Raw genomic sequence first — 21,410 nt, 5'->3', positions numbered from 1 at the left:
CAGCATCCAGCGGAGCTGTGGAGGAACATCTCCGCTAGGAGCAGTACCAGTAGATCTATTGCCAGCAGATTGCTCTAACCGGCGAACGATGCCTGTTGGAGTTCCTTGGCGTCCACTTCCCAATAATTGCCAACGTTAGTGTAGAACTCGGTAGCCGTTTGAGCGTGCACGTTCCGCACGCCCGAGCCTGCACTGATCCACTGGACTCCCTTGAGCTCGTCCATTTCTACAGGACTGGCAGCCAGGTCCAGGACCTCAATGATGACAGGCTTGGTTGCTGACGGGGCCATAATGGCAACGCTGGAGTCTCCCGCCCACACACCGAGGGTGGGCGATCCGGTGTGCGGCAAGCGGATTGGTGCTGTAAGTTCCTTCGGCACGTCTCCTGACTTGAAAATGCCTGTGATGCTGATCTTGCTCACGCCGTTCGCCGCAGAGATCACCAGGGCTCGAGTGCCGTCCCGGGAGACCCTAAAAGTGGTGACCTCCTGCCCCACCAGCCACGGAATAGTCATCATCACGGGTGTCCCCAGCTTGCCGCCGTCGTTCGGGTTGATGGCTAGCACCAATCCGGAACCGTCCCCAGCCGCGGACCACAACCAGCCATTGGGAGCAAAGGACGGTGGAGTGAGCGCCACGCCCGACAAGGCAAGCGCGGGTTGTTGATTGGCGCTCACAGTATAAATTTGGTTGCCCGGCCCGGAGAGGAACGCGAAATTCTTTCCGGAATAAGAAATGGCAGGTGCCGAGGGATCCAGATCCGCGACAGAGTCGACCCCGGCAATTGGTGCGATCTTGGTGCCGTCGAAGCTGACCAGATTCTTCTGGGCCAGGGCAATCTGAGTGGGCGGAACGGGATTATCAATGATCATGTGACTCACCACATCGCCGTTCCCGCCCATGTCCACGGATCTATCATCGGCCAGAAACTGGACCTCAGTGATGGTGTTGAGGCTCTTCTGGAACGTGGTCAACAGCTGTGCGTTCATTTGCTGGCGCTGCTCAGTGCTGGTTGCCAACAGTTGCTGAGCCGTCAACCCGACTTGGGCTTGGCCATTGTTGACGGGCACAGAGTCCCGTTCCAGGGCAATTCCAGCAGGGAAGGCGCTGACCACAGCACCTTGCAAATACGGCGCAGGGCCATTGAGCATCGCTTTGACAATGGAGGTGGCCGTCCGTGAGGTCCGCCCGGCCAGCCACCTAACATCGGGCACACCGTAGGTGAAGGAGGGGTCGTAGAAGTAGAGCGACACCGGGGCGTACAGCGTCTGGAAGTTCGCCTCGGTGAGGATGACGCCGTCGGGAGCTTCGGAGATTCGCCACTGTCCATCAACTTGAACCATTTTCATGCGCAACAGTTCGGAGGTATCTCCATTTGCCGGGGTCAGCACGCCTGCTGCATCAACGGTGGAGACCAGATCGAGCTTCAGTTCAAACGTCGCAGCGTCGGTGGAGGGCGTCACGGCGAACGTGTCTTTGTAGACCAGGGTGCGTTTGTCAGGCGCCCACGATTGGGCCAGTGCAGGCGTTAGGTACTGCCGTGCTACCTGGAAATCGTCTGAAACACCCGTCCCGGAATCGATGAATCCGCGAATGATGCTCTCTGGGGAGGCGCCATCCACAGGCGAAAATTGCTGCAAACTGATGTTGACAGAACTGTTCCGCGGGCCTTTGGGATCGCTTTTCCCCACATTGCCGTGCATGGGAATCGTGGCGCAGCCGGTCACTGCCAGAAGTACGACGACGAGCATCGCCCAGAGCGACACCGCCCAGTTCCGCTGGTCGCGAGTCGCCGGACGGCCTTGGATCACCTGCGCCTTGGGGCTCATCAGTGGTTCACCTTCTCAGAGCTGTTCATGCCAGGATCATCAGACTCGGGGCCATGCTGTTCTTGGGTCTTTCCCGATTCGGGCACAGACTTTATGCTGCCAAGCGCACCCACAACGCCCAATGAGCCCGTGTGAGTGAGCAGCAGAGGTCCTGTGCTGAGCGAGCTGGAACTGCCGGCGGCACCGCCGTCGGGAGGCAAGGGAACGGGTGAATGAGTCAGGACGGTGCCGCGCTTACGTGGCAGGGTCAGGCGGAAGCAGGAACCTTCGCCGGGAACCCCCCAGGCATCGAGCCAACCGTCGTGCAGCCGGGCGTCTTCCATGGCAATTGACAAGCCCAGGCCGCTGCCACCGGTGGTGCGGGCACGGGCGGAATCGGCACGCCAGAACCTATCAAAGACATGACCCACGGCGTCGGGAGACATGCCGATGCCGTAGTCACGGACCGCCACGGCGACGGCGTTTTCATCCGCCGAAACGTAAATCTTCACTGGATTTCCTTCACTGTGCTCCAGGGCATTGAGCACCAGGTTGCGAAGTATCCGATCGATCCGGCGCGAGTCCATCTCCACCACGCATTTGTGGTTGCGCAGGCGGGTCACCACTGAAAGCTCAGACTTGTTCGCTTCGGCAACGGGCATGGCTCCGTCGATAACCGAATGGATGACGGAGAAAATATCCAGCAATTCTGCGTCGAGATCTGCCACACCTGCGTCAAAGCGGGAGATTTCCAGCAGGTCTGCCAGGAGCAGCTCAAAGCGCTCAACCTGGTGAAACAGCAGTTCTGAGGACCGTTTGTTGATGGGGTCGAAATCTTCACGAGCATCGTAGAGGACCTCGGCGGCCATGCGTACGGTGGTCAGCGGTGTCCTTAGCTCGTGGGAGACATCCGAGACAAACCGCTGCTGCATCTCGGAGAGCGTGCCCAGCGCAGTAATCTGGTCTTGCAAGGAGGTGGCCATCTTGTTAAAGGACGTGGCCAACCGCGCCATCTCATCCTCACCGGTCACTGCCATGCGTTCCTCAAGTTCACCTGCCGCCAGCTTTTCCGATACGGCGGCAGCTTCACTGACAGGCTTGACTACAGTCCGGGTGACGTACCAGGCAATGGCACCAATGAGTACCAGCAGGATGGCACCGGCCAGCCACAACACTGACTGAATGTAATTCAACGTGACTTGGGCAGAGTTCAGGTCATAGATCATGTAGAGCTCGTAGTTGGTACGCAGCAGCTCTACTTGACTGCCCACTACCACGGCCGGGTTGAAACCGGACTCGCCTGTTGGCAGTGAAATTGATTGCCAGAACTGGCTGTCAGGATCCGCTTGGACTGCCTTCCGCAGTTCGTCAGGAATGATGGCCGTAGTGACACCACCGGAGTCCGAGGAGCTGACGGCCAGCCGGCTGTTCTGTCCCGGGATCTTGACCATCAGGTATTTACGGCTGTCGTCGGCGCCACCCAGTTCCAGCAACCGCAGGGTATCCCCGACGTACGTGGCTACACGTGGTTGATCGCTCAGGCTGGCATTGGAGAAGCTGTCCTGAACTTGGGTGGCGCCGCGGGCAGATTCCTGCTGCGCTTGGGCAAGACGTTCATTGAACAAGCCGTTGGAGATTTGACCAGCCAAATACCCGCCAACACCCACCACGGCTACAGAGGCAATCAGCAAGGTGGTGACCACCGTGCGGAACTGCAACGACGTCCGCCATCGGCGCGAGAACGCGTGACGGATGCCGGAAAAAACCCTGAGAATTGCCTTCCCTACAGCGGCGAGCATGGGGACAATTTTGGTGACAATCACGGCGCCAATTTTGGCGCGCAGGGTGCCTTCCACAGTGGCACCGGAGTCGACGTCAGGGCCATCGGTGGGCGAGGTGCCTGAGAAGGGTGGGGTGTCCGCGGCGGTGCCGGGCACCGCGATAGGTACAGCAGCAGCCGCGGCGCCGGTGGCGGGGCCGGGCACCGCGACAGGTACCGAGGACTCGCTCGGTGCGTGTCCGGCGTCGAACTTGTCTGGGGACTGACTCATGCTCGCCTCACCCGCGGAACACGGTAATCAGCGCTTACTGCCCGGCCTTGTAGCCGACGCCGCGAACTGTGAGAACCACTTCCGGGGCCTCGGGATCGCGTTCAATCTTGGAGCGCAGGCGCTGGACATGGACATTGACCAAGCGTGTGTCAGCGGCGTGGCGGTAGCCCCATACCTGTTCCAGCAGCAACTCTCGCGAGAAAACCTGCCAGGGCTTGCGGGCCAGCGCCACGAGGAGATCGAACTCCAACGGGGTCAGCGAAATGCGCTCACCCGCGCGGCGAACGGCATGGCCAGCGACGTCAATACTGATCTCGCCAATGACAAGTGTTTCTGGTGCCTTGACGTCACCGGGACGCAGGCGTGCGCGCACTCGGGCCACCAACTCGGCGGGCTTGAACGGCTTGGCCACGTAATCATCGGCACCAGATTCCAGCCCGCGCACCACATCGGAGGTGTCGGACTTGGCCGTCAGCATCACAATGGGTACATCGGATTCCGCACGGATCAGGCGGCAGATTTCAATGCCGTCAATTCCGGGCAGCATCAAGTCCAGCAGGACCAGATCTGGCTTGCTGGACTGGAATGTCTCCAAGGCTTTGGCACCGTCCGCACAGAACACCGGGTCAAACCCGTCATTGCGCAGGACAATACCAATCATCTCGGCCAGTGCTTCGTCATCGTCAACAACTAAAATACGTGCCTTCATACCTCTATATTTGCCTATAAGCCACATATTGTCCCTATCGACGCTCCACAGCTTGTGTCAATTGTTTCCGCAATGCCCGGTTCGTACACAGGGAAAAGGTGCATCTTCCCGATAGGGTTTGATGATGGACGCAGCAACAGCATGGGTCCGCTGCGGATTTTGACGCCATTGAGTCGTTGCCGCTGCGGGGAGCTCCAGCAGTTGTTGCTGTGCCAAGTTTTTACATGGGGGATCTTTCAGGGGAGCATGATGACGCAGGAACCACAAGAACCGCAGGCACCGCAGGGTGATCAGCCGGGCCAGCCGGGCCAGAATCAGGGTCCCACCGGGCAGCCAAGCCAAGAATCTGCTTGGCAGGCACCTGCCGAGCAGGCTCCGCACCAGCCGCCATTTCCTTCTGCTCCGCCGAGCCAGTCTCCGCAACAGCCCGCTCAGTCATGGCCGGGCGCTGCGCCTGCGCAACCCGCGCAGCCCCAGTGGGGCCAAAATGCGCAGCAGCCTCCGGCTCAACCGCAATACCCAAGCCAGCCACAGCAACCCGCTGCGCCCCAATGGGGTCAGCAAGCTCAGCCTCCGGCTCAACCGCAATACCCAGGCCAGCCTCAGCAGCCCGGTCAACCTCAATGGGGTCAGTACGCTCAGCAGCCTCCGGCTCAACCGCAATACCCAGGCCAGCCTCAGCAGCCCGGTCAACCTCAATGGGGTCAGTACGCTCAGCAGTCTCCGGCTCAACCGCAGTACCCGGGCCAGCCTCAGTACTCCGGCCAGCAGCCCGGCTACAACAATTATGTTGCACCGCCCAAACCCGGCGTCATTCCTCTTCGCCCACTGCGTCTGGGCGAAATCCTCGATGGCGCCTTCCAGACCGCCCGACGCAACGGCAAGGCCATGTTCGGTTCTGCTCTGATCTTCCAGCTGATCAGCGTGGCAGCCACGCTGCTGGTCACGTTCATGGCACTGGGCCCGTTCATGTTCGGGATCATGGACGGCACACTCACCATCGACGAGAACGATCCAGCAAGCATCGACGGCCTACTCGGCAGCTTGGTTGGATTTAGCGTAGCCATAGTCGTGACAGTATTTCTGACCACTTTGCTGCAAATGGTGTTGCAGGGTGCGTTGGTAATTCCAGTGATCCGGTCTGTCCTCAACCGCAAGACCACGTTTGCTCAAATGTGGCAGCTGACCAAACCACGTATTGGCACCCTGCTCCTGCTGGCGGTCCTTTATGCCGCGGCCACCTTGGTTGCAGTATTGATTTACGTTGCACTGGTTGTCCTGCTGATCGTGACCCTGGGATCCACAGAATCTGACGGAGCAGCTCTCGCCGCGGTTGGCCTTTCCCTTCTGATTAGCTTGCCTTTCCTTGCAGTAGGACTGTGGATCGGCACCAAACTGCTCGTGGCCCCCGCGGCAATCGTGGTGGAAAATATTGGTGCCGTCGCGGCCGTCAAGCGCTCCTGGCTTTTGACCAAGGCGAACTGGTGGCGGACCTTTGGAACGGCGCTTCTGGCGGCCATCATTGCAGCCGTCATCGGCGGAATTATCACCACTCCCGTCAGCTTCATTGTGGGCCTGATCATGGGTGTGATGAGCGTTGAGGCCACCCCGGAGCAGGCGATCGCCCAAACCATCATTACCCAAGTCATTTCATCGGGAATCGGCGCCCTCGTGGGCGCTGTCACTCTCGCGTTCCAGACAGGTGTCATGGCACTGATCTACGTGGACTTGCGAATGCGCCGCGACGGTTTCGACATCACTCTCCTCAAGGAGTCTGAAAGCGGGAAGGACGACGGCGGGATCCCCGGCGCTCCCTCCGCCGCAGACTTGGTCCCGGGCGCCTACTCACCGGGCACGACTCATTACCCCGGCACGAACGCTTAGCGGGTCAGTGCCTTGGTCTGTGCTGCGCCTGTGCCCTTCGTGAAAATCTTTGATGTCCCCGTCACTCCCGGGGCCGATGAGGCGCGCCGTTGGGCCGAGGAAGAACTAGCCAAGCAGAGCTACCAGGACGCCAAACCCGGCTGGCTGCGGCAGATCATGGATTTGTTGGGACGGGCTCTGCAGGAACTTCTTAATAACGTGGGCACGGCCCAAGGCAATATTGGTCTCAGTGTTGTCATCGGCTTGGTGATCGTGGCAGTGTTGGTCATCATTTTCATCGTCAGGCCCCGCCTCAATCGCAGGAAGGCCGTGGGCAAAGCGGTCTTTGCAGCTGATGTGACGCTTTCTGCGGAGCAGCACCGCAAACTAGCCAAGGCCGCCGTGAACGCAGGAGATTTGCACACCGCTATCAATGAACAGTTCCGGGCGCTGGCCCGGGCCGGTGAAGAGCGCGATCTCACGGCCCGGACTCCTGGGCGCACTGCAGTGGAAATTGCGGCAGAACTAGAGCTGGCTTTCCCTGGCTTCGCGGCGGAAATCCACCACGCTGCCGATCTCTTTAATGCCGTGCGATATGGGAAAGTGCCTCCTACCCAGTCCATGTTCGAGGCACTCCTTTCCACCGACACGGCGGTGGCAAGTGCAACACCGCTCTATGCCGATGACTTCACGGCGGTGCCCCAGTGAGCTTCTCCCCCGCGCCCACGGTTCGCCCTCCTATCAACGGTGCCCCTGATGGCAATGCACCTAATAGGGATGCGCCAGTGGGCACAGCCGATCACGCCTTTGTCGCCGAAGACACCACTGCCGCCCAGCGCCTAGCCAGGTGGTGGCACAAGTACCGCTTCTGGATCATTGGCGGGGCAGTGTTCGTGGTGCTTTCAATACTGGCGTTCGTGATGACAAATTCGGGCAATCGCAGCCTCGACTCGCTGGCCATCAACAACCCGGCTCCGGCAGGCGCTCAGGCCGCTGCCTCGGTCTTGAAGGACCAAGGTGTGGCGCTCGAGGCCACCACATCATTGCTCGCGACAACTGACGCGCTGGCACAGAACGCCTACGGCAGCAGCACAGTCCTGTTTTACGATCCCAGAAACATCCTCACTCCCGCTCAGGTTTCGGAGCTGGCTGCCGCTATTGAACAAAATGGCGCCAAGCTGGTGGCGATCGCCCCTGGCCCTGTCGCTGTGAAGAACCTCAGCCCCGAACTCAGTTCTGCAGGTAGCACCGCTGGTATTCCTCGCGTGGATGCCCAGTGTGAGCATGTGGATGCCGCCGCCGCTGGGACCATCAGTGGCGGTGGCCCAGACCCGGCCCTAAATGCGGGACCGGCCAAGGGCCCAATACTGCTCTATAAGGGTGCACAAACGTGCTTTACCCCCAATGCAAAATCAGGCCCCGCATCGGGTGGACTCCTGGCGAGCAACAGCGCCGGTGACATCACCGCACTGGGGTTTTCCGGCGTCGTGAATAACCACAATCTGGGCCAGGTAGGAAATGCCGCCTTGACCTTCCGGCTGTTGGGTAGCAAGCCCAACCTGCTTTGGTACACCTCTTCACTGAATGATGTTCCGCCAGCGCAAACAGCTCCCAGCTTGGCTGATCTGACGCCCGCGTGGATGTTCCCGGCCGCAGCATGGCTGATGCTGGTGGCCGTGGTGGGTGTGCTGTGGCGCGGGCGAAGGAACGGTCCGCTGGTGGCTGAGCCGCTGCCGGTCATTGTGAAGGCGTCCGAAACCATGGCTGGCCGTGCCCGGCTCTACCAAGATGCCCGCGCCGTGGATATAGCCACGCGAACGCTTGCCCATGCGTCGCTGACCCGGCTTGCGCACGCCCTTCGCTTGGGCCACTCGGCGGATCCGTCCGCCGTGGTCGACGCTGTTGCAGCAGCAACCTCGCGCACCAACGCAGAGGTTCATGCCATCTTGCTGGGCGAACCCCCACAGACTGAAAAAGACATGTTGAGAATCGCCGCCGATCTTGCGGCACTAGAGGAAGAAGTGGCCCGTCGATGACCATGCCCCACCCGGAGACGAACCCGGAATCCTACCCGCAGCACGGCTACCCCGGATCCCCCTTACCCCAGCAGCAGTATCAGGTGCAGCAACAGCAGCAGCAGCATCAGGTGCAGCAACCCGCCTACCAGCCACCGGCGCAACCGGCGCACCAGCCTGAGCAGCAGCGCCCGGCGCCCAGCCCCTCAGCCCAGGCGCTGCTAGCTGTTAGGGCAGAGGTAGCCAAGGCAGTGGTAGGCCAGGAGGATACCGTGACAGGGCTACTCATTGCCCTGCTGGCCGGCGGGCACGTGCTGCTCGAAGGCGTGCCAGGTGTTGCCAAGACTCTGCTGGTGAGGTCTCTGTCCACGGCACTGAGCCTTGACACCAAGCGGGTACAGTTCACCCCCGACCTGATGCCCGGAGACGTGACAGGCTCCCTGATTTACGACTCCAGCACCTCATCCTTCACCTTCCGCGAGGGCCCCGTTTTCACTAACATCTTGCTGGCCGATGAGATCAACAGGACACCGCCCAAGACTCAGGCGTCCTTGTTGGAGGCCATGGAGGAGCACCAGGTTTCCGTCGACGGCGTCTCGCGCAAGCTGCCGGCACCGTTCATGGTGGCTGCCACGCAAAACCCTGTGGAGTACGAAGGTACCTACCCGCTGCCCGAGGCCCAATTGGACCGTTTTCTCCTGAAGCTCACCATGGAGCTGCCCGGTCGCGACGATGAAATTGAAGTCATTCGCCGGCACAGTATGGGGTTCGACCCGCAAAATCTTCATGCCGCGGGCGTGCGTGCCGTGGCCGGGGCGGCAGAGCTGGCTCAAGCTCGTGAGGAAGTTGCCCAGGTCAAGGTCGCTGCAGAAATATTGGCCTACGTTGTTGATTTGGTGCGTGCCACGCGCACGGCACCGTCGTTCCAGCTGGGAGTTTCACCCCGCGGGGCAACCGCCATCCTGAAATCTGCCCGGGCTTACGCCTGGCTGTCGGGACGCACGTTCGTGACACCTGACGATATCAAGGCTCTGGCCCTGCCCACCCTGCGCCATCGCGTGGCTTTACGCCCCGAGGCCGAGATGGACGGTGTTGCTGTAGATGGCATCCTGCTCTCCATTCTGGCCACCGTTCCGGTTCCGCGTTGATCTGGTCCTAACGCGATGGCTATTTCGGGCAGATTTTTCTTTTTGACGCTGGCGGCGCTGATCCCAGTCGTCGCTTTTCCAGGGCTGTTGACGTGGGTTGTGGCAGTGTCTTTGCTGCTGCTGGTTCTGGTGATTGATCTGGTGTTGGCGGCATCGCCAAGGAAGGTTTCCCTGCGCCGCAGCCTGCCTTCAGGCGTCCGTCTGGGTGAGCCGGCAACGGCCGTGCTACGGCTCGCCAACAACTCCGCCACAGTGTTGCGGGCGCAGGTCAAGGATGGCTGGCAACCGTCGGCTGGGGCAGTCAATGCTCTTGCCCAGGTCCGGATCCGGGCGGGCGAACGGGCAGCACTAAACGTTGAGCTGCTCCCCTCTCGACGCGGGGATTTGGCCACCCACCACGTCACTATCCGTTCCTTTGGTCCGCTGGGCATGGCCGCTCGACAACACACCATCGCGGCACCCGGTGTGCTGCGGGTTCTGCCACCTTTTCATTCCAAACGCCATCTGCCGTCCAAGCTGCGCAAGTTGCGTGAGTTGGACGGCAAGGCAGCCGTGCAGATCCGTGGGGCCGGCACAGAATTTGATTCCCTGCGCGACTACGTCCGCGGCGACGACGTGCGTTCCATTGACTGGCGTGCCACGGCACGCCGCCGCGACGTGGTGGTACGCACTTGGCGCCCCGAGCGCGACCGCAGGGTTGTCATTGTGTTGGATACCTCCAGAACCTCGGCCACCCGGATTGACGACGAGACCGCCCTTGACACCGGCATTGAAGCCTCCCTCTTGCTTGCCGTACTGGCTGAGCGAGGTGGGGATCGAGTCAGCCTGGTGGCCTACGACCGCCGTGTCCGTGCCAAGGTTTCTTCCACGGGTAAAGGCAATATGCTCAATGCGATGGTGCAGGGTTTGGCCCCGCTGGAACCGGAGTTGATTGAGCTCAATGCCCAAGGCATCGCAGGGCAGGTCCGGGATGTCACAGCCCACCGTGCGTTGGTTGTTCTGGTGACATCGCTCGACGCCGGTGTCGCGGAAGAAGGTCTCATTCCGCTGGTCACCACACTGTCCCAAAAACACGTGGTGGTTGTGGCGAGCGTGCGCGATCCCGCCTTGGAGCGTGCCAGTTTGGAACGCTCCAGCAGCACCCTTGTCTACCGCGCAGCCGCGGCCGAACATGCCCTGAACCGTCGCGAAGCCATCACCACGTACCTCAAGCAAGCAGGGGTTGAAGTGGTGGATGCAGCCCCAGCGGAACTCCCACCCAAGCTGGCGGATCTGTACATCAAGCTGAAAGCCGCCGGCCGCCTGTAGTTCAATGGAGGGCTGCGTACCGAGCCACTGAGGCACTACGTAAGGTTCACTGCAGTCCGGGTCCCTGGAGTTTCAAATCCTTGAGCCGGGAAGCGAGAACTTTAGTCAGTATCTGATGCCCTTCCAGGGTGAGGTGAACGCCGTCGGCCATTTTGTTGCTGAGCCCATAGCGCGTGAGCCAGTCACCGGCGCTGATGAAATCTGCACCGTTGCGGTGCGCGAAACCCGCCAAGAGCGTGTCAACTTCAGTGCGCCGCCCGCCTGCCGTGCCACCGCGGGCCAGCGTGCCGATGAACAGGTATTGCGAGTTGGGGTAACTTTCCCTAAGCCCCCGCAGCAGCCTGCCAGCGTTCGTCAGAATTTCGGCGTCCGTGGCTCCAGCTGCGGCATCGTTGCCGCCTCCTTGGAATACCACAAGCGCCGGATTCCCATGAGGAAGGACCATTTGGCCTTCCTCCAGCGCGTCCGGATAGTTACCGAATCGGGCCGAACTTCTGGTGAAGCCGGTCCCTGAGGCCCCCACAAATTTCACGGCGTAGCCGCAAAATGAAAGTCCGCGCTCCACCCACGTATCGGCGGCGCGCACGCCCGCAGCTCCGGCCGACTGCGAGTCGCCGATCAGCACGGCCGTGCTGGCAATATTGGCATCCAGAGATTCATACCGGCCGGAGGCAGGATTCAACACCCGCGAGTGAATCAGAGATTCCCCGATGGCAGCGCCCACCGGGCCGATGACGGGAGTGGCGATTGGTCCGTTGACCGGAGTGGCCCCTGTGGTGGCCACTGCACTCAGCATGGTGGCAGGAATAGACACAACTTCGCTGGGAGGCAGAGCTAGCAGCACAACCGCTGCCGCAAGGAGTGCCCCCAGGCTCCGACTGAGCTTCCTCGAGCCCATTTCACCTCCGGTCATGGCCAGCTCACCTTGTCATTCTTTGAAGCCATCATATTGCGCAACGGGCAGCTACGGGGTGTCTGCGGGATGCTAAGCGTTACGGATGTCACCCAGCGCTTGCGCAACGTCAAGGGTCTTTCCCAGGACTGCCCGCGCCCGCTGCGGCGTCAGGGCTGTCATGGTGGATTCTTCGGTGATGCGCAGTTGGTTCAGGCCGGACTCGGCCAGCCCCAGTTTCCGCCATGGCCGCATGATCCGTTCCACCAGGGCTGCGTACGGCAGTGATGCCTGGTCTGCAGCGGCCGGCACCGTCCCGGCCCACACGCCCAAGCCGGCTTCCACCGCGCCCGCCAGTATTTCCCAGTGGCCGCCGTCGAGCTTGTTCAAGGGCAAGGCCACAGCATCGATGCCGCACTCCACAGCGATGTCCAGTGCTTGGCGCCACTGCTCCGCTTCGGCTGCGGGTGCGCCGTCACCGGCCTCCCCCAAGGCCTTTTCGGCGGGTGCCAAGTTGATGGCCACCTGGCTGAAACCAGCCGCGCGGGCAGCGGCCACCAGATCGCTCCACACCTGGCGCAACTCCGAGCGCGGGATGGCTCGCAAGGACCTATAGCCCGACGCCGTGGGAATGGTCCCCGCCAAAACCGCAGCAATGTGCGGCTCATCAATTTGCAGCGTCAGCGCAGCACCGGGGACGCCGGCTTGCGCCTTCTGAGCGTGAATGGCCAGACCTGCCGCCAAGGACTGGCCAATATCACGCCGAGCACCGTAGTCCCGCAGCGATCGCTCGCCATAGTGCAGGTGGATGGCCGCGGCCAGCGAGAAGGGGCCCACCACTTGGACCTTCAGTGCTTCCGGAGACAGATCCCCGTCACCAACAACATCCGCCAGTACATTGATGTCCGTGGACAACGCCGATTCCGCTCGCCGGAAGTCCAGACCAATCCTGTCCACAAAGCGCCAGCCGTAGGGCTGCACGTCCACAGGCAACTCGGTCAGTAAGGAGGCGGTGCGGCCAATCGGGTCCGACCCAACCCCGCGAGCGGGCAGTTGCGGCAGGAAAGGCAGATGCGGACTAGGGAAAATTCCTACTGAGACCTTAGTGGCTTCCACGGGGTCGGTACCGGGCCATGGGCCCAAGGCAGTGGCCGTGGCGCTATCAGAAAACGCACCACCTTGCCCTTGGGCAGTACTGGCGGTGTGCATAGGCGAGGGGCTCACTGAGGCTGCGTGCCGCCGTCGTCCATCACGGGCGCAGATTGCGGATCTGCCACGAAGCCCAACCCGTCCATGCTGACCACCGGCACACCACCGGTGGCAGCTGCGGCAGAATGGCTCTGCGAAATAGCTTGGTGATGGTGGATGACCTCGCTAATGATGAAGTTGAGGAACTTCTCGGCAAAGGCGGGGTCCAAGTGGGCGGACTCGGCGAGGGCACGCAGTCGCTGGATCTGGGCCTTCTCGCGGCCCGGATCGCCGGCGGGCAGCTGGTGTGTGGCCTTGAGGATGCCCACGCGCTGAGTGGCCTTGAATCGTTCGGCCAGCAGGTACACCAAGGTGGCATCGAAGTTATCAATACTGGAGCGGATGGATAGCAGTTCCGCCATGACGGCCGGGGCTACAGCTTCCGTGAGGGAACTGGCGGCCGGGTCAAAGTCTTCAACGGACAGGTGCGCAGCGTGGCTCGATTCGGTCATGAAAACAGTTTAGGCGGTGCCCGGCGGGGACAAAAACACTGTCCACGCCGGGCACCGCCTCAAGGCCCGCTTCACAGTCCAGCTCAAGTGCCGGCTCGAGGTCTCCCTCAGATCCGGCCGAGCGGAACTACACTACTTTGCCGCCAACAGCGCCTGATGGGCGGCGCGGCGTTTGGCCTGCTCCGCCGGGTCGGGCACAGGCAATGAGGCAATGAGGCGCTTGGTGTAATCGGCCTGCGGGTTGCCCATGACCTGATTACCTATCCCCTGCTCCACCATTTTGCCCTTGTAGAGCACCCCGACCCATTGCGCCAGAATGTCCACCACGGCAAGGTCGTGGCTGATGAAGAGCGCCGCGAAGCCCAATTCGTTCTGGATTTCACGGAACAGTTCCAACACCTTTGCCTGGACTGAGACGTCCAGTGCCGAGGTGGGCTCGTCAGCGATCAGCAGCTTGGGCGACAGTGCCAGACCACGAGCCAGTGATGCACGCTGCCGCTGTCCACCGGAAAGCTCATGGGGGAAGCGCTTGGCATACGCGCCCGGCAACTGGACCGATTCCAGCAATTCGCCAACACGCTTGGTGACGGCCGGCCCGGAGAGGTCGGTGTGGATGAGCAACGGCTCAGCCACACACTCACCAATGCTCAGGTACGGGTTGAAGGAAGCCGCCGGGTCTTGGAAGACAAAGCCGATGTCCTTGCGCAGGGGCCGGAACGTGCGCTCCTTGTAATTGAGCATCTCGTAGCCGAGCACGTTCAACGAACCACCCGTGGTGCGGTTCAACCCTGCAATGGCGCGGCCAATGGTGGTCTTGCCCGAGCCGGACTCCCCCACCAGACCGAAGACCTCGCCGGCGCTAATGGTGAAGGAGACCTTGTCTACGGCCTTGAATGCGGGGCTACCCAAGCGGCCCGGGTATTCAATTTCCAGATCCGTGGCCCGGACCAGCACTTCCTTGTCTTGGAAGGCTCGTTCCGTGAATCCAGCCGATGCGGAGTTGCGGCCCAAGTGTGGCACAGCAGCCAGCAGCGCTTTTGTGTAGTCCTGCTGCGGTGCCTCAAAGAGCACCTTCGAACTGGCTTTCTCCACGACATCGCCCTGGTACATGACCACCACACGGTCGGCAAGATCTGCCACCACACCCATGTTGTGGGTAATCAGCACAATGGAGGTTCCGTAGCGATCGCGCAGATCTCGGAGCAGTTCCAAAATCTCCGCCTGCACCGTCACATCAAGTGCCGTAGTGGGCTCATCAGCCACAATCAAGCCCGGGTTCAGGGCCAACGCTGCGGCGATAACCACACGCTGCTTCTGCCCGCCAGAGAATTGGTGTGGGTAATAATCAACCCGCTTCTCCGGCTCCGGAATGCCCACCTTGGCTAAAGCCTCAATGGCAAGTTTGCGGGCTTCCTTCTTACCCACACGCTTCCCCTCAGGACGATGGGCACGCAGGCCCTCGGCAATCTGCCAGCCCACCGTGTGCACGGGGTTAAGCGCCGTGGATGGCTCTTGAAACACCATGGCTACGTCGCGGCCCCGGATCTGACGCATTTCTTGGGCGCTGACGCTCAAAACGTCGTTACCGGAAATAATCACGGCCCCACTACTGTCCGCAGTCTCCGGCAGCAGCCCCAATATGGCTTTTGCCGTGACGGTCTTGCCGGAACCTGATTCACCCACAATGGCAACAATTTCACCCGGAGCCACCGTGAACGAGACGTCTTTAACGGCCAGAACATCGCCCTGATCCGTGGCAAAAGTTACCTTCAAGTCCGCAATTTGCAGTGCTGACCGCGGCGACTTTTCGCCCCCGGGCACGCCGGCGACAGCTGCGTTGACCTTGGCTGCGTTTTCTGTGGAGCGGCTCATGCTTCCACCAACTCCTCTTGCTTCTTCGCGGCGTTCTTCTTGGTCTTTTTGCGTCCACGCAGGCGCGGGTCATTGAGATCATTCATGGACTCACCGAGGAGAGTCAGGCCCAGCACCGTCATCACAATGGCAGCACCTGGGAACACACCGGTCCACCAGATACCGGCCGTAGCGTCCGACTGCGCGTGGTTGAGATCGTAGCCCCATTCCGCCGCGGACGACGGTTCAATACCGAAGCCCAAAAAGCCCAGCCCAGCCAACGTCAAGATCGCCTCGGAGGCGTTGAGGGTGAAGATCAATGGCAAGGTTCGGGTGGCGTTCTTGAAAATATGCCGGGCCATGATGCGAACAGTGGAGGCTCCCACCACAATGGCGGATTCCACAAATGGCTCGGCCTTCAGACGGATAGTCTCGGCACGGATAACGCGGAAGTACTGCGGGATGAACACGACGGTGATGGAGATAGCCGCGGCAAAAATACCGGCCCACATGTCCGAACTTCCCTGCGTGAGCGCAATGGACATGACCATTGCAAGCAGCAGTGTGGGGAACGCGTAAATAGCGTCTGCCACCACCACCAGAATCCGGTCAAGCCAACCTCCGAGGTAACCCGAGAGCAAGCCCAAGATGACACCGATGAAAATGGATAGTGCCACCGCGATCACAATCACGAAGACAGCTGTCTGGGCCCCCCAAATGGTTCGGGAGAGGACATCGTAACCTCCCGCCGTCGTACCCCATAGGTGAACGGACGACGGCGCTGCCTGGGTTTCGTCGAATCGCTGAGTGGGGCCGAAGGGCGCAATCAAAGGGGCCAACGCTGCGGTCAACAAGAAGATGAGTGTTAGGACGATGCCCGTGACGAGCATGCCTCGTTGGAGCCCCATACTCTTTTTGAGCTGGGAAATGACGGGCAGGCGGCTGAAAAGCGACTTTTTGCTCTCCACGGCTAGTACCTCACCCTCGGGTCGATCAGCGCGGCGATGACATCCACGATGAAGTTGGTGACGGCCACGATGACTGCCAGGAGAACAACGATCCCTTGCACAGCCACGAAGTCTCGCGCGGTGAGGTATTGGGCCAGCTGGAAGCCGAGTCCCTTCCACTCGAAGGTGGTCTCGGTCAGGACTGCCCCGCCAAGGAGGAGCGCGATCTGCAGACCCATCACGGTGATAATGGGGATCAGTGCAGGCTTGTACGCGTGCTTGGTGATGAGACGGAATTCGCTGACGCCCCGGGATCGGCCGGCCTCAACGTAGTCCCGGCTCAGGGTGCCGATCATATTGGTGCGTACCAAACGCAGGAAGATCCCGGCCGTCAGCAAGCCGAGGGCTGTGGCCGGCAATATCGAGTGTTGAACAACGTCCCAAAAGGCGTTCATATTGCCACTGCGCAGGGCATCGAGCCAGTAAATGCCCGACGGCGATTCCAGCTGGGCCATGAAGATTTCCGTGCTGGTGGTGCCGCGGCCCGCTACGGGGAACCAGCCGAGCCAGATGGAGAAGATGAGCTTCAGGATCAGGCCTGCGAAGAACACCGGGGTGGCGTAGAAGGCGATAGCCAGAACGCGGGCGATGGCGTCCTGCCACTTGTCGCGCTTGTAAGCGGCCAGCATGCCCAAAGGGATACCGATCAGCAGTGCCACGACGAGTGAGTTGATGGCCAATTCCAGTGTTGCCGAGCCATAAGTGGCCAACATGTCAGAGATCAGCAGATTATCCGAGATGGTGCGGCCAAAGTTTCCAGTGGCGATCTGGCCCAAGTACTCGAAGTACTGGATGAAAAGGGGCCGGTCATAGCCGGCCTCGTGAATGCGTATCGCCAGCTGGTCAGCCGGCAGCCGTCCACCGAGGGCTGCCGTAATGGGATCACCGGTGAGGCGCATGAGGAAGAACACCATGGTGACGAGGATGAAGATCGTGGGAAAGATCAGAACAAAGCGGATGGCAAGGTACTTGCCCAGGCTGCCGCCTGTTTTCTTTTTGCTCTTGGGTGCCTGCAGCGCGGGTTCTTCCGCCGGCAGGTCAATCAATGCGGTCATGTGCGCCTATTTCTTTTGATGCTGTGCTTTTGGATGCACTTATCGTGGACGTGCAAAATGGCTTGGTCCGTGCAAAAGGGCGGGGCCTCTGTTTCAGATGGCCCCGCCCAATACACTGTGGAGTTTATCCAGGGGCTACCGAAGTAGCCTTACTTGGACAGAACGCCCAAACGGAACTTGAAGGAAGCGTCCAGCGTGTCCTTGGTGCCGTTGACGTTGACACCGGAAACTGCAACCTGGGCACCCTGCAGCAGCGGCAGAGTGGAGAGGTCCTTGGACTCAGCGGTCTGAATGTCTTCGATCAGTTTGGTGCGCTTGGCCGGATCGTTCGTGGTCACCTGTTCGGTGATCATTTTCTGTACTTCCGGATTGCTGTAGTGGTTGCTCAGGAAGTTGTTCTCACTGAAGAACGGGGTCAGGTAGTTGTCAGCATCGGAGTAGTCCGGGAACCAACCCAGCTGGTACATCGGGTAAACGTCTTGGGTGCGCTGCTTAGCGTAGGAAACCCACTCAGTCGACTGAAGATTGACAGTGAAGAGCTTGGTTGCTTCCAGCTGCGACTTGATGGCCGCGTACTCATCACCTGAGGAAGATCCGTAGTGGTCCGGGTTGTACTGCAAGTCCAACTTCACGGGTGTCTGGACACCAGCGTCAGCCAGGGCCTTAGTAGCCTTGTCAATATCCGGGCCGCCGTTGCCGTCGCCGTATTCAGCCTTCAACGGTTCAATAGCTCCGGTGAATCCGGCGGGCACCGGTGAGTAGAGTGGCAGATAAGTGCCCTTGTAAACCTGATCAGCAAGTTTGGCGCGATCAATGGAGTCAGCCATAGCCTGACGCACGGCCAGTGACTTCTTAGCATCAGCATCAGCTGTCTTGGCACCGAACGGCATGGTGTCGAAGTTGAACACGATGTAACGAATTTCGCCACCGGGTCCAACGTCAACCTTGACGTTCTTATCGCTCTTGAGGCTCTCAATATCGGTTGCGGTGAGGGAGCGCCAGGCAACGTCAATGCTGCCCTTCTGGACTTCCAGCTTCAAGTTGTTGGAATCGGCGAAGTACTTGATCGTGACCGATTCAGACTTGGCCGGGCCCAGCAGGCCCTTGTAGTCGGGGTTCTTCTTGAAGGAGATCAGCTGGTTCTTCTTGAAAGAATCAATGGTGAACTGTCCGGCGTAGGACTTGCCAGCAATGATGTCCTCGTCCGGGGTGATGGCATCTGCACTGAAGACGCTGTCATCCACAATGGGTGCGGCCGGGCTGGTCAAGACCTGGGGGAAAGTCTGGTCATTGCCAACCTTGAGCTTGAACACCACGGTGGTGGCGTCCGGAGCTGCAACGCTGTCCAAGTTACCCAGCAGGGATGCTGGGCCGTTGGCATCATTGATCTTGACCTGGCGGTCGAAGGAGAACTTCACGTCCTTAGAGTCCAGCTCGGTGCCGTTGGCCCACTTGAGGCCAGCCTTGAGCTTCACCGTATATTCGGTGGGCGAGGTGAACTCGGCCGATTCTGCAATGTCCGGCTTGGGGTCTGCGCTGCCAGCTTCCGAGTTCAGCACAAACGGGTAAATCTGGTTCATGACCATGAACGAGCCGTTGTCGTAGGATCCTGCCGGATCCAGGAAGGTGGTCTTGTCGGTGGTGCCGACAACAACCGGTGCCCCTGTTGAGCCACCGCTTTCAGTTTCGCCGCCACCTGCGGGGCCTGTACATGCCGTCATGGCTAGGACGGAGACGCCTGCAACGGCAATCACCGAGCTCAAGCCGAACTTATTCTTGGCCATCAGCAAACTTTCTCTTGTGCCTTACATGGAGAGCCGCCACACACCCTTGTGTGACGGCCCCCACGTATTTGATACTTAATGAATACCAGACTTGCGCGCGCGATCCTGCATGGATTTGGAAGTTGCAATCAGATGGTTACCAAAGAGTAGAAATGCCAAGGACCGGCCCGCGCCGCTGTGCGTGAGCCCCGAGCTGAGGCGGAACTACGGCTGACTGAGGGATTCCGCGCGTGGACCGGCCCGGAAATAGGGGCTGCGGCCAAACCAGCCGGCAAGCTGGGTGTAGGGGTCCGAGGCTATGGGGACACGAACCTCCAAACCGATGCCCCTGTCAGCCCCACGATGCTCCATCTTGAGCATTCGCTGAGACCAGGCCAAAGACTGCTCGGCCAACACAGGATCCAGGATCACGTGGACTCCGGTTGCCTTGAGCAAGTCCCAAGCATGGACAGTGAACTCAGTGATCTGCAGTCCGATCCGGCTCCGCAGCGGCGCCTCGCCACCGCCCGGCAGTGCTACTTGGGTACTGAGATCAGCCGATGCCCAGGCCCGCATAAGGAGCGCGGCACCATCGCTGAAACGGGTAGACCAGTCCGCCCCCACTGTGGCATCGGCGGCCATCGGATCAACTTTGTTGCCTCGCGCCATAACGGTGAATTTATGCAGATCCTGCACCACCAGGTGATGTAAGAGCTCCTGCACATTCCATTCGGTGCACGGCGTGGGCCATTCGGCCTGATTGGCCGAGATGGCGCTAATGACTTCAGCGCACTGATTCAGAGCGCTTTCCAAGTGTTGCAGCGGGTTGGGAATTGTATGCGGGGGCATTGTGTAAACCTTCCGTGGGCCAAATCACCTTAAAGGAAGCTTACGCCAGCACCGCAAGGGCCACACCGGTACATTTAGGCCACCCCCTCCAACGCCGCCCCACTTTCCGGCCGTAAAACGCAAACGCCGCATCACTTTACGGCGGGACGGTTAGTCGCGATCCCGGGAAGTGATGCGGCGTTTGGAAAAAACGGCCGGAAAGTGGTGCGGCGTCGGGTTAGGGGAGGTCGGGGCGGGCCAGGGACCGTGCCGTGTCGATCGTTGCCTGGCCGAGCACGCGCGAGCCCTGGTACAGAACAATCGTCTGTCCGGGGGCTACGCCGCGCAGCGGCTCCACCAAGGTGACGTGAAGCTGCTGGCGAGTGCCGGCGTCGTCCGTCTCTTCGGTGACAAAAGCGCGGGCCGGGACAGGATCACCATGCGCGCGCACCTGGGCGTAGCAATCGAACTCGACGCCGGTGGCAACTTCGGCGATGGGCAGCCCGGCCCAGGAAACCTTGATGCCCTCGATCGAATCGATAGCCAGTAGCGCGTGCGGGCCCACGATGACCTTGTTTTCCTTCGGTCGGATTTCCAACACGAAGCGGGGCTTGCCGTCGGCGGCGGGGGTGCCGAGTTTGAGGCCGCGACGCTGACCCACCGTGAACTGGTTGGAGCCGGTATGGCCGCCAACCTTTGCACCGGTTTCGTCAACGATCTCGCCGTCGGTCATCTCGATCTTTTCAGCGAGCCAGCCAGCGGTGTCGCCATCGGGGATGAAGCAGATATCGTGGCTGTCCGGCTTCTGGGCGACGGACAATCCCCGACGTTCAGCCTCGGCGCGAACCTCAGCCTTGGACGGGGTATCAGCGAGCGGGAACATGGAGTGCTTGAGCTGTTCGTGGGTCAGCACACCGAGTACGTAGCTCTGGTCCTTGGCCCAATCGGCGGCGCGGTGCAGCTCAGGGTTGCCATCGGCATCGGTGATGACCTTGGCGTAGTGACCAGTGACGACGGCGTCGAAGCCCAGTGCGATGGCCTTCTCCAACAGCGCGGCGAACTTGATCCGCTCATTGCAGCGCATGCAGGGGTTGGGCGTGCGCCCGGCGGCGTATTCGTCGATGAAGTCCTGGACCACATCTTCCTTGAAGCGCTCCGAGAAGTCCCAGACGTAGTACGGAATGCCGAGCAGATCGCAGGCCCGCCACGCATCGTTGGAGTCCTCCACGGTGCAGCAGCCGCGGCTGCCGGTGCGCAGGGTTCCGGGCATGCGGGAGAGCGCCAGGTGAACGCCGACGACGTCGTGCCCGGCATCTACTGCCCGTGCTGCGGCGACGGCGGAGTCAACTCCACCACTCATGGCGGCCAATACTCGCATTACGTACCTTTCAATTCATTACTTGTGGTGCAGG

General features: G+C 60.7%; 18 protein-coding genes. 5 read left to right on the top strand and 13 right to left on the bottom strand.

The features are described from left to right. Positions 1-74: 74 nt before the first annotated feature. The 4 genes from CXQ93_RS04590 to CXQ93_RS04575 all read right to left on the bottom strand — a co-directional run bounded on the left by CXQ93_RS04590 (position 75) and on the right by CXQ93_RS04575 (position 5,364). Complete coding sequence (locus CXQ93_RS04590) at positions 75-1,829, bottom strand: LpqB family beta-propeller domain-containing protein (RefSeq protein WP_104109314.1); 1,755 nt, start codon at positions 1,827-1,829, stop codon at positions 75-77. Further along, complete coding sequence (gene mtrB / locus CXQ93_RS04585) at positions 1,829-3,859, bottom strand: MtrAB system histidine kinase MtrB (protein WP_258068598.1); 2,031 nt, start codon at positions 3,857-3,859, stop codon at positions 1,829-1,831. Before mtrB ends, CXQ93_RS04590 begins: the two co-directional genes overlap by 1 nt. Before the next feature lie 34 nt (positions 3,860-3,893). Then, on the bottom strand, positions 3,894-4,568 hold the full coding sequence (gene mtrA, locus CXQ93_RS04580) for an MtrAB system response regulator MtrA (RefSeq protein ID WP_062286912.1): 675 nt from the start codon (positions 4,566-4,568) through the stop codon (positions 3,894-3,896). Positions 4,569-4,788: 220 nt separating this feature from the next. Continuing rightward, a complete protein-coding gene (locus CXQ93_RS04575) occupies positions 4,789-5,364 on the bottom strand; it encodes a hypothetical protein (RefSeq protein WP_104109313.1) in 576 nt (191 codons plus the stop codon). 92 nt (positions 5,365-5,456) lie between these two features. On the opposite strand from CXQ93_RS04575, the gene CXQ93_RS04570 reads away from it, so the two are divergent. The 5 genes from CXQ93_RS04570 (at position 5,457) to CXQ93_RS04550 (ending at position 10,902) form a co-directional block, all read left to right on the top strand. Beyond that, positions 5,457-6,452, top strand: coding sequence for a hypothetical protein (locus tag CXQ93_RS04570; RefSeq protein ID WP_104109312.1), 996 nt, complete (start codon positions 5,457-5,459; stop codon positions 6,450-6,452). A gap of 30 nt (positions 6,453-6,482) precedes the next feature. After that, complete coding sequence (locus CXQ93_RS04565; RefSeq protein WP_104109311.1) at positions 6,483-7,139, top strand: DUF4129 domain-containing protein; 657 nt, start codon at positions 6,483-6,485, stop codon at positions 7,137-7,139. A 77-nt stretch (positions 7,140-7,216) separates the two neighbouring features. After that, complete coding sequence (locus CXQ93_RS04560) at positions 7,217-8,467, top strand: DUF4350 domain-containing protein (protein ID WP_104109310.1); 1,251 nt, start codon at positions 7,217-7,219, stop codon at positions 8,465-8,467. Then, the gene (locus tag CXQ93_RS04555) at positions 8,464-9,594 is read left to right on the top strand and encodes a MoxR family ATPase (RefSeq protein ID WP_258068597.1); all 1,131 of its coding nucleotides are present in this window, start codon (positions 8,464-8,466) and stop codon (positions 9,592-9,594) included. Before CXQ93_RS04560 ends, CXQ93_RS04555 begins: the two co-directional genes overlap by 4 nt. A gap of 15 nt (positions 9,595-9,609) precedes the next feature. Beyond that, positions 9,610-10,902, top strand: a complete 1,293-nt coding sequence (locus tag CXQ93_RS04550) for a DUF58 domain-containing protein (RefSeq protein WP_104109309.1) — start codon at positions 9,610-9,612, stop codon at positions 10,900-10,902. 46 nt (positions 10,903-10,948) lie between these two features. Here the strand turns inward: CXQ93_RS04550 and CXQ93_RS04545 are convergent, their stop codons facing one another. The 9 genes from CXQ93_RS04545 to mnmA all read right to left on the bottom strand — a co-directional run bounded on the left by CXQ93_RS04545 (position 10,949) and on the right by mnmA (position 21,376). After that, positions 10,949-11,815 carry an SGNH/GDSL hydrolase family protein gene (locus tag CXQ93_RS04545; RefSeq protein ID WP_104109308.1) on the bottom strand — a complete coding sequence of 289 codons (867 nt, stop codon included), beginning with the start codon at positions 11,813-11,815 and terminating at the stop codon, positions 10,949-10,951. A gap of 72 nt (positions 11,816-11,887) precedes the next feature. After that, positions 11,888-13,018 carry a hypothetical protein gene (locus CXQ93_RS04540; RefSeq protein ID WP_258068596.1) on the bottom strand — a complete coding sequence of 377 codons (1,131 nt, stop codon included), beginning with the start codon at positions 13,016-13,018 and terminating at the stop codon, positions 11,888-11,890. After that, complete coding sequence (locus tag CXQ93_RS04535; protein WP_104109306.1) at positions 13,015-13,494, bottom strand: chorismate mutase; 480 nt, start codon at positions 13,492-13,494, stop codon at positions 13,015-13,017. Before CXQ93_RS04535 ends, CXQ93_RS04540 begins: the two co-directional genes overlap by 4 nt. A gap of 132 nt (positions 13,495-13,626) precedes the next feature. Then, positions 13,627-15,366: an ABC transporter ATP-binding protein gene (locus CXQ93_RS04530; protein ID WP_104109305.1), complete on the bottom strand. Its 1,740-nt coding sequence runs from the start codon at positions 15,364-15,366 to the stop codon at positions 13,627-13,629. Further along, positions 15,363-16,253: an ABC transporter permease gene (locus CXQ93_RS04525; RefSeq protein ID WP_104109721.1), complete on the bottom strand. Its 891-nt coding sequence runs from the start codon at positions 16,251-16,253 to the stop codon at positions 15,363-15,365. The genes CXQ93_RS04530 and CXQ93_RS04525 overlap by 4 nt, the downstream gene beginning before the upstream one ends. Before the next feature lie 62 nt (positions 16,254-16,315). Continuing rightward, entirely contained in the window at positions 16,316-17,407 is a 1,092-nt protein-coding gene (locus CXQ93_RS04520) for an ABC transporter permease (RefSeq protein ID WP_104109304.1), read from the bottom strand. Between the two features lie 149 nt (positions 17,408-17,556). Next, on the bottom strand, positions 17,557-19,191 hold the full coding sequence (locus CXQ93_RS04515) for an ABC transporter substrate-binding protein (RefSeq protein WP_104109303.1): 1,635 nt from the start codon (positions 19,189-19,191) through the stop codon (positions 17,557-17,559). A 204-nt stretch (positions 19,192-19,395) separates the two neighbouring features. Then, on the bottom strand, positions 19,396-20,019 hold the full coding sequence (locus CXQ93_RS04510) for a TIGR03086 family metal-binding protein (RefSeq protein WP_104109302.1): 624 nt from the start codon (positions 20,017-20,019) through the stop codon (positions 19,396-19,398). Between the two features lie 217 nt (positions 20,020-20,236). Next, positions 20,237-21,376, bottom strand: a complete 1,140-nt coding sequence (mnmA, locus tag CXQ93_RS04505; protein ID WP_104109301.1) for a tRNA 2-thiouridine(34) synthase MnmA — start codon at positions 21,374-21,376, stop codon at positions 20,237-20,239. Positions 21,377-21,410 lie beyond the last annotated feature (34 nt).

It is taken from the genome of Arthrobacter sp. N199823, from assembly GCF_002929705.1.
GTDB lineage: Bacteria > Actinomycetota > Actinomycetes > Actinomycetales > Micrococcaceae > Specibacter.
The sequence above is the reverse complement of the archived record's forward strand: the minus strand, read 5'-3'. Positions and strand labels throughout refer to the sequence as shown.